Here is a 311-nt window from a genome sequence, read left to right as displayed (position 1 = left end):
AGCGAGAACGGATGCGCCGGCTTGACGCCGTTATAGGCGGCGTTGGCCGCGTTATAGCTGCGACCTTCGCCTGTCAGCACGTAGCCGGCCTGGGCGTAGCCGCCCTGGAATTTCAGGCTCGACGCACCGACCAGCGGCACGCCGGTGTTGGCGGTGCGATCGACATTGTACCAGAAATACTCGCCCTGGAGGATCAGCGGACCGTAGGTCGCGGCCGCCTCGAGACTGTACACCTGCGCGCCCGAGACATTGGCGATCGCACCGGTCGACACCAGCGTCGTCGGGTCGAGACGCAATTCCGGACGGTCGCT

Annotated in this window: 1 protein-coding gene; it reads right to left on the bottom strand. The window is 65.6% G+C overall.

Going from position 1 to position 311, the window contains the following annotated elements; translation table 11 throughout:
• On the bottom strand, window positions 1–311 hold a 311-nt coding region (locus tag AC0L2O_RS36580; protein ID WP_473373176.1), incomplete at both ends, for a porin.

This window comes from Bradyrhizobium sp. Kon10 (assembly GCF_055807395.1).
Note: the sequence above shows the minus strand (reverse complement) of the source record. Positions and strands in the feature narration are given on the sequence as shown.